The 8,832-nt window shown below is 40.4% G+C and carries 1 protein-coding gene, 2 tRNA genes and 3 rRNA genes; 5 read left to right on the forward strand and 1 reads right to left on the reverse strand.

Features of this window, described 5'->3' with window-relative positions; all coding sequences use genetic code 11:
* Positions 1 to 175: 175 nt before the first annotated feature.
* On the reverse strand, positions 176 to 2,917 hold the full coding sequence (locus tag RC62_RS15280) for an outer membrane beta-barrel protein (RefSeq protein WP_055096689.1): 2,742 nt from the start codon (positions 2,915 to 2,917) through the stop codon (positions 176 to 178).
* A 706-nt stretch (positions 2,918 to 3,623) separates the two neighbouring features.
* Between RC62_RS15280 and RC62_RS15285 the strand changes: the two genes are divergently transcribed.
* The 5 genes from RC62_RS15285 (at position 3,624) to rrf (ending at position 8,795) form a co-directional block, all read left to right on the forward strand.
* A 16S ribosomal RNA gene (locus RC62_RS15285) occupies positions 3,624 to 5,137 on the forward strand.
* 123 nt (positions 5,138 to 5,260) lie between these two features.
* Positions 5,261 to 5,334, forward strand: a tRNA-Ile gene (locus RC62_RS15290).
* Between the two features lie 107 nt (positions 5,335 to 5,441).
* A tRNA-Ala gene (locus RC62_RS15295) sits at positions 5,442 to 5,515 on the forward strand.
* Positions 5,516 to 5,662: 147 nt separating this feature from the next.
* Positions 5,663 to 8,546 (forward strand): 23S ribosomal RNA (locus RC62_RS15300).
* A gap of 139 nt (positions 8,547 to 8,685) precedes the next feature.
* Positions 8,686 to 8,795 (forward strand): 5S ribosomal RNA (gene rrf / locus RC62_RS15305).
* The 16S, 23S and 5S rRNA genes sit together here with 2 tRNA genes alongside, the layout of an rRNA operon.
* Positions 8,796 to 8,832: the final 37 nt, after the last annotated feature.

Below are 8,832 nucleotides of genomic sequence, written 5' to 3' on the forward strand. Positions count from 1 at the left end.
CGATTCTAAAAAATGGGGCAAAAGTTTATAAAAACATGCCATTTTATAAGAATTTTTATATAATATGAGTGATTGAACAGTTTCGAGATAAAAGCAATAGTAATGGCTGAGGTAAGTTATTATAAGTACATATTGATTAAGGTAGCAGAAATAAGTAGAAAATGAAAAGTCAGCGTTAATTTGCTTTAGATTCATTTTTGCCGGATGCAAAGCTTCCAATTTTATAGGATAATGAAAACATGACATAACGTTTTAGAACTGTATTCTCTTCATCGCGTATTGATGTAGGCGAAATTGTCCTCACAGCACCTTGGTTTTGGTTGAAAACATCATAAACCTTAACTTTTATAAACATTTTTTTATTTAAGATCCCATAAGACAAACTCGTATTCCACAGGAAATAATCTTTTTTGAAATCACTGGAAATAGCAGCATTGTAAGTGTATCCAAAATCATTTCCAAAAACCAAGTTTTCGGGCCAATAGGTTGTGGTTTCTAAATTTATTTTATGAATTACATTTGAACTTGCAGCTATTGAATAATTTTCATAATTAGTTTCATAGTAAGATAAACTATACGATGGAGAAATAATTACAGATTCCCCGTAAGCATATGCTAAGTGAATCTTCGGCGTTATTGCTTTAGATTTTGCATTATATAAAACACCATTTGTATATCCTTTATTAAAAGAATAACTGCCATCTAACCCTAAACTGTAAATCAAGGCATGAGCGTTCTTTTTTATGCATTGATACCAGTTTGCACCAATAAAATTTGTATAAATACCTGAAATATTTGTGAAAGTTGTTGTTGTTTTTCCGCTGCTATCATATACTGAAATGGGTATTACAGCATTGTTGTAATAATCTGTATGCGTATACAAACTGTATCCTGAACGTCTATGAAAATCAAAATTTCTAAAATTGAAATTAACACTGCTTTTTTCAATAGGATTTAAATCAGGGTTTCCTATTATTGTGTTCAGTGGATTACTCAAATTCATAACCGGCAACAATTGGGCAGGAGTAGGAAGTATGTTAGAATGATTAAATTTAAAAGTAAGATCTTTCATTTTGCTAAACCGATATCGAATTAGAAAATCTGCATTAGGTAGAGGATATTTTTTATTTAAAGTAGTTGATTTACCCAAATACAAAGAATAATTGTCGTAATGTGTAATGGCAGTTGCCGAATTCATGTTTAGGATAAACTTATTCTTTTCCCATGTAATCCCTACTTTAGGACTAATTATATTTTGTTTGGATGTTGTATAATTGGTCAATGCTGAATTTAAATCAGAATAAGATTGTGTATCCGGATTAAAATTGAAAGTTTTCTCGTCGTTTATTGCATTTGCCCAGGAAAAATTAGCCCCAATTCTTATTTTCAAAGAATCAGTTATAGGTTCCGTATATTCAAAATCAAAGGAGTAAGAATCGTTTGTAGTGTTGTTTTTGGTATTTTGGTTTCTTTGGTCATTGGGTTTACTGTCCTGATAAAAAATCGTTTCAGAAAGATTTAAGGACTTGAGATCGTTATTACTATTATTCTGCGAAAAAACGACACTAAGGTTCCTGGATTTTCTAAAGACTTTATTCAAATTGATGCTGTTGCTAAAATTGATATCCGAAGTTTCGGTATAAGATTTTGAATTACTTTTGTTTAAAGACTGCCCGTTTTCATCCTGAGAAAAACTCGAAGCATCAGACTTATTATTAGAACGGGACTGATCGAATACAGGAGAAACGAAAATTTGGGTAGTTGGATTGATTTTATAATCTAATTCCAAATTAACTTTATTCCCGGTATTTTCATTTCTCGTATTCGATTCTGAACTGGTTTGGATGTTTCCAGTAGGCAATAAATTGGTTTGATTTGATTTTCTTTGGTTTTTATTGGTTGTATTTATAAAATTATAATTTGTTCCGGCTTCAAAATTCCTGAACCACTCATCAGAATAATTAACTCCAATCAGGTTAGATTGCGTTATTCCGGTACTGTTTTCCGGATCATAAAGAATATTTTTACCATTGTTATTTCTTCCGCCTCCCATAGCGCCAAAAACATCATCCATAGAAAAACCTGTAGAATTAATGTTATTAGAAGATGCTAAAACGCTTATCTTTTGTTTGTTATTAAAATAATTTAGGATCAGACTGCTTTCATATCGATCATCTGAACCCAGGCCTCCAACTATTTTCCCAAAGAAGCCCGTATTTTTCTTTTCATCAATAGTTAAGTTCACACTCGAATAATCAGATGTCGATTCCTGTTTTGACAATTCTTCTTTTTTAGTTTTAAAATCAGAAACCTGAACCTTTTTTATAATATCTGCAGGTAAATTTTTGATCGCAATATTCCCGTCTTTATCAAAAAAAGTTTTTCCATTTACCAAAAATTGATTTACTTCTTTTCCGTTTACAGTAACTTTTCCATTATTATCAATATCAAAACCCGGTAATTGTTTCAATAAAGTTTCGACATTTGAATCTGGACGCACTTTATAAGAGGAAGCATTAAATTCCAGTGTATCTTTTTTGATTGCAATGGGCGCCGTTCCGTTCGTTACAATTACATTCTTTAAAGTATTTATCTTGTCAAGAAAATATAACTTCCCGTAATCCTTACTTGCCGGAAACCCTTTTTCTTCTTCATAATACAATTGATATCCGCGATAATCCATTTTCATAAAAACCGGTTTGTCGTATTTCGTGGTGCTTATGCTAAAAAAACCATTTTTATCTGTTGTTGCACGTGCAATAATAGAATCTTCGACCGTATTAAAATAAATCGTAGCAATTTCTACAGGAAGTTGCGTTTTAATATCAATCACAGTTCCTTTAATAATAATATCATCTTGAGCACTAACTACATGACTTAAAAGAAAAAACAATAAAATCGAATATAGTCTTAACATAAAAGAATTTTTAATACTATAAAGACTCAAAAATCCTAATGGCTACTCTTTTTTACTACTATGTTATTGTCTTTTCAGCGCAGTTTCATTCAAAAAACGTTTAAGTAAGTAATAAATACATTCAAGGATATAAAAGATACCATAAAATTAAACCTGAGATTAGATAAAATTAATTTATTCAATTTAGATACACTTGTCAAAAATGATCCAAAACTTTATAAAAACGTTCCAATTATCCCAAAAATGAAACATCTGTAGTTTTACGAGACCTATAAACTCTCAAAATCTCTAAAAAAGGGCATCACTAAATACGGAATCAACTAGTGAGACAAATAAAAATGATACGTTATTCAGATATTAAAAATGAATGAAAGTATTTGTTATAGGAAAATTCTTTTAAAAGGGAAAAATCATTGAAATCTAATTTTTTTGTTATCAGTGTGTTAGGAAAAAGTTTGAAAAAATATTGAAATTATATAAAGAAAATGCTTGGAAATGTAAATTAAGTACCTACTTTTGCACCCGCTTTGCAACACAAGCGAAACAAAAAAAAGAAACACGTTCGTAGACATATTGAATTGACAGCCGTTTTAACAGAGATGTTAAAACAAAAGAATAAAGAGTAAGATAATCGAGAGATTGAAAAGAACCGATAGAGACTGATTCGAATAACAATACGATCTTGAGTAATTAAGATCAACAATATACGATGAAGAGTTTGATCCTGGCTCAGGATGAACGCTAGCGGCAGGCTTAACACATGCAAGTCGAGGGGTATGCTTCTTCGGAAGTAGAGACCGGCGCACGGGTGCGTAACGCGTATGCAATCTACCTTTTACAGAGGGATAGCCCAGAGAAATTTGGATTAATACCTCATAGTATTATGAAATGGCATCATTTTATAATTAAAGTCACAACGGTAAAAGATGAGCATGCGTCCCATTAGCTAGTTGGTAAGGTAACGGCTTACCAAGGCTACGATGGGTAGGGGTCCTGAGAGGGAGATCCCCCACACTGGTACTGAGACACGGACCAGACTCCTACGGGAGGCAGCAGTGAGGAATATTGGACAATGGGCGCAAGCCTGATCCAGCCATGCCGCGTGCAGGATGACGGTCCTATGGATTGTAAACTGCTTTTATACGAGAAGAAACACTGCTACGTGTAGCAGCTTGACGGTATCGTAAGAATAAGGATCGGCTAACTCCGTGCCAGCAGCCGCGGTAATACGGAGGATCCAAGCGTTATCCGGAATCATTGGGTTTAAAGGGTCCGTAGGCGGTTTAATAAGTCAGTGGTGAAAGCCCATCGCTCAACGGTGGAACGGCCATTGATACTGTTAAACTTGAATTATTAGGAAGTAACTAGAATATGTAGTGTAGCGGTGAAATGCTTAGAGATTACATGGAATACCAATTGCGAAGGCAGGTTACTACTAATGGATTGACGCTGATGGACGAAAGCGTGGGTAGCGAACAGGATTAGATACCCTGGTAGTCCACGCCGTAAACGATGGATACTAGCTGTTGGGAGCAATCTCAGTGGCTAAGCGAAAGTGATAAGTATCCCACCTGGGGAGTACGTTCGCAAGAATGAAACTCAAAGGAATTGACGGGGGCCCGCACAAGCGGTGGAGCATGTGGTTTAATTCGATGATACGCGAGGAACCTTACCAAGGCTTAAATGTAGATTGACCGTTTTGGAAACAGAACTTTCGCAAGACAATTTACAAGGTGCTGCATGGTTGTCGTCAGCTCGTGCCGTGAGGTGTCAGGTTAAGTCCTATAACGAGCGCAACCCCTGTTGTTAGTTGCCAGCGAGTCATGTCGGGAACTCTAACAAGACTGCCAGTGCAAACTGTGAGGAAGGTGGGGATGACGTCAAATCATCACGGCCCTTACGCCTTGGGCTACACACGTGCTACAATGGCCGGTACAGAGAGCAGCCACTGGGCGACCAGGAGCGAATCTATAAAACCGGTCACAGTTCGGATCGGAGTCTGCAACTCGACTCCGTGAAGCTGGAATCGCTAGTAATCGGATATCAGCCATGATCCGGTGAATACGTTCCCGGGCCTTGTACACACCGCCCGTCAAGCCATGGAAGCTGGGGGTGCCTGAAGTCGGTGACCGCAAGGAGCTGCCTAGGGTAAAACTGGTAACTAGGGCTAAGTCGTAACAAGGTAGCCGTACCGGAAGGTGCGGCTGGAACACCTCCTTTCTAGAGCCCTGAGTGTTAGTGGAAACACACGCTGGGGAAAAAAGAAGAAGCTTTATGGGATTATAATTTTAAGGCTATTTTACTCTTGCTGTTAGTTCAAATAATAAATTTTAAGTAAAACAGAGTCTCGTAGCTCAGCTGGTTAGAGTACTACACTGATAATGTAGGGGTCGGCAGTTCGAGTCTGCCCGGGACTACTATTTAACTTAAAAAAAGGAAATTCTGGAAGTTGGAATTCACCAAAGAAATTAGAGAAGAATTAGAAATCTAAAATCTGAATTCTATAATCTAAGATTTAAGAAATGGGGGATTAGCTCAGCTGGCTAGAGCGCCTGCCTTGCACGCAGGAGGTCAACGGTTCGACTCCGTTATTCTCCACTGATTTACTATAAATATAGTAAATAAAAGTTCATTGACATATTGAGATAAGAAAATAATAAAAAGTAGAAAGCGTTTTTTGTTATAGTAGTAATACAAATAATAAAAGACAAAAAAAAACGGTCATAATTGATTTTATGATTGGTACAATAAGCAAAATAAGGGCGTATGGGGGATGCCTTGGCTCTCAGAGGCGATGAAAGGCGTGATAAGCTGCGAAAAGCTGCGGGGACGGGCACACACCGATTGATCCGCAGATACCTGAATGGGGCAACCCACTATGTTGAAGACATAGTACACCGATAGGTGGGCAAACCCGCTGAACTGAAACATCTAAGTAGGCGGAGGAGAAGAAAACAAAAGTGATTCCGTAAGTAGTGGCGAGCGAACGCGGATTAGCCCAAACCAATGTTGTTACGGCAATGTTGGGGTTGTAGGACCACGACATTTTATGTACAAGGAACCGGAAGTTACTGGAAAGTGACACCATAGAGGGTGATAGTCCCGTATGGGTAACGAGTATAATAGATAGTGGTATCCTGAGTAGGGCGGGGCACGTGAAACCCTGTCTGAATTTGGCGGGACCATCCGCTAAGGCTAAATACTCCTGAGAGACCGATAGTGAACCAGTACCGTGAGGGAAAGGTGAAAAGAACCGTGAATAACGGAGTGAAATAGATCCTGAAACCATACGCTTACAAGCGGTCGGAGCCCTTTCGTGGGGTGACGGCGTGCCTTTTGCATAATGAGCCTACGAGTTAACGTTGCTGGCAAGGTTAAGTGGTTAAGCCACGGATCCGTAGCGAAAGCGAGTCTGAATAGGGCGCTTTAGTCAGTAGTGTTAGACGCGAAACCGTGTGATCTACCCATGGGCAGGTTGAAGCTGTGGTAACACACAGTGGAGGACCGAACCGGTTGACGTTGAAAAGTCTTCGGATGACCTGTGGGTAGGGGTGAAAGGCCAATCAAACTCGGAAATAGCTCGTACTCCCCGAAATGCATTTAGGTGCAGCGCTGTGCATAAAGTTATATAGAGGTAGAGCTACTGATTGGATGCGGGGGCTTCACCGCCTACCAATTCCTGACAAACTCCGAATGCTATATAATGTTTCACAGCAGTGAGGGCTTGGGTGCTAAGGTCCAAGTCCGAGAGGGAAAGAACCCAGACCATCAGCTAAGGTCCCCAAATATATACTAAGTTGAAAGAACGAGGTTTGTCTGCCCAGACAGCTAGGATGTTGGCTTGGAAGCAGCCATTCATTTAAAGAGTGCGTAACAGCTCACTAGTCGAGCGGACGAGCATGGATAATAATCGGGCATAAGTATATTACCGAAGCTATGGATTTAGAGTTTACTCTAAGTGGTAGGGGAGCATTCTAACAGGGTTGAAGGTGTATCGTAAGGTATGCTGGACTGGTTAGAAAAGAAAATGTAGGCATAAGTAACGATAATGCGGGCGAGAAACCCGCACACCGAAAAACTAAGGTTTCCACAGCTATGCTAATCAGCTGTGGGTTAGTCTGGTCCTAAGGCGAACCCGAAAGGGACAGTCGATGGCTAACGGGTTAATATTCCCGTACTACTAATTACTGTGATGGGGTGACGGAGTGATGAAAGCGCCGCGAACTGACGGAATAGTTCGTTGAAGTACCTACCTATAAGATGCGCAGGCAAATCCACGCGTCTTGGGGAAATACGATAGTACTCGGAGTCTTCGGACAAAGAGATAGTGCGCCTAAGGGCTTCCAAGAAAAACCTCTAAACTTCAGGTAATTAGTACCAGTACCGTAAACCGACACAGGTAGTTGAGGAGAGAATCCTAAGGTGCTCGAGAGATTCATGGCTAAGGAATTAGGCAAAATAGACCTGTAACTTCGGGAGAAAGGTCGCCCCCAGCAATGGGGGCCGCAGTGAAGAGGTCCAGGCGACTGTTTATCAAAAACACAGGGCTCTGCAAAATCGTAAGATGAAGTATAGGGCCTGACACCTGCCCGGTGCTGGAAGGTTAAGAGGAGATGTTATCTTCGGAGAAGCATTGAATTGAAGCCCCAGTAAACGGCGGCCGTAACTATAACGGTCCTAAGGTAGCGAAATTCCTTGTCGGGTAAGTTCCGACCTGCACGAATGGTGTAACGATCTGGACACTGTCTCAGCCATGAGCTCGGTGAAATTGTAGTAACGGTGAAGATGCCGTTTACCCGCAGTGGGACGAAAAGACCCTGTGCACCTTTACTATAGCTTAGTATTGACCTTGGATAAATGATGTGTAGGATAGGTTGGAGACTGTGAAGTGGCGTCGCCAGGCGTTGTGGAGTCATTGTTGAAATACAACCCTTTGTTTATCTGAGGCCTAACCCCGAGTATCGGGGGACATTGCTTGGTGGGTAGTTTGACTGGGGTGGTCGCCTCCAAAAGAGTAACGGAGGCTTCTAAAGGTTCCCTCAGTACGCTTGGTAACCGTGCGTAGAGTGCAATGGCATAAGGGAGCTTGACTGAGAGACATACAGGTCGATCAGGTACGAAAGTAGAGCATAGTGATCCGGTGGTTCCGCATGGAAGGGCCATCGCTCAAAGGATAAAAGGTACGCCGGGGATAACAGGCTGATCTCCCCCAAGAGCTCATATCGACGGGGGGGTTTGGCACCTCGATGTCGGCTCGTCACATCCTGGGGCTGGAGAAGGTCCCAAGGGTTGGGCTGTTCGCCCATTAAAGTGGCACGCGAGCTGGGTTCAGAACGTCGTGAGACAGTTCGGTCTCTATCTACTGTGGGCGTTAGAAATTTGAGTGGATCTGATTCTAGTACGAGAGGACCGAATTGGACAAACCTCTAGTGTATCTGTTGTCCCGCCAGGGGCACCGCAGAGTAGCTACGTTTGGAAGGGATAAGCGCTGAAAGCATATAAGCGCGAAACCCACCACAAGATGAGATTTCTTTTAAGGATCGTGGAAGATGACCACGTTGATAGGCTATAGATGTAAAGGCAGTAATGTCATAGTCGAGTAGTACTAATAATCCGTAAGCTTATGTACACCCTTTTCTCCCCGATGCAAATCGGGGAGAAGAAACTTTCTAAAAATAATAAATAAAAATACTTTTCTTTATCTCAGTATGTTAAGATATTATGTAATGTTGATCAGTTAATCTGGTTACCCATTGCAAAAACGACCTTAAGGTGGTTATTGCGGCGGGGCTCACCTCTTCCCATCCCGAACAGAGTAGTTAAGCCCGCCTGCGCAGATGGTACTGCAGTTATGTGGGAGAGTATGTCGTCGCCTTTCTTTTTAAAACCCTGTTTCGAAAGAATCAGGGTTTTTT

Source organism: Flavobacterium aquidurense, assembly GCF_001404985.1.
Lineage (GTDB): Bacteria > Bacteroidota > Bacteroidia > Flavobacteriales > Flavobacteriaceae > Flavobacterium > Flavobacterium aquidurense_B.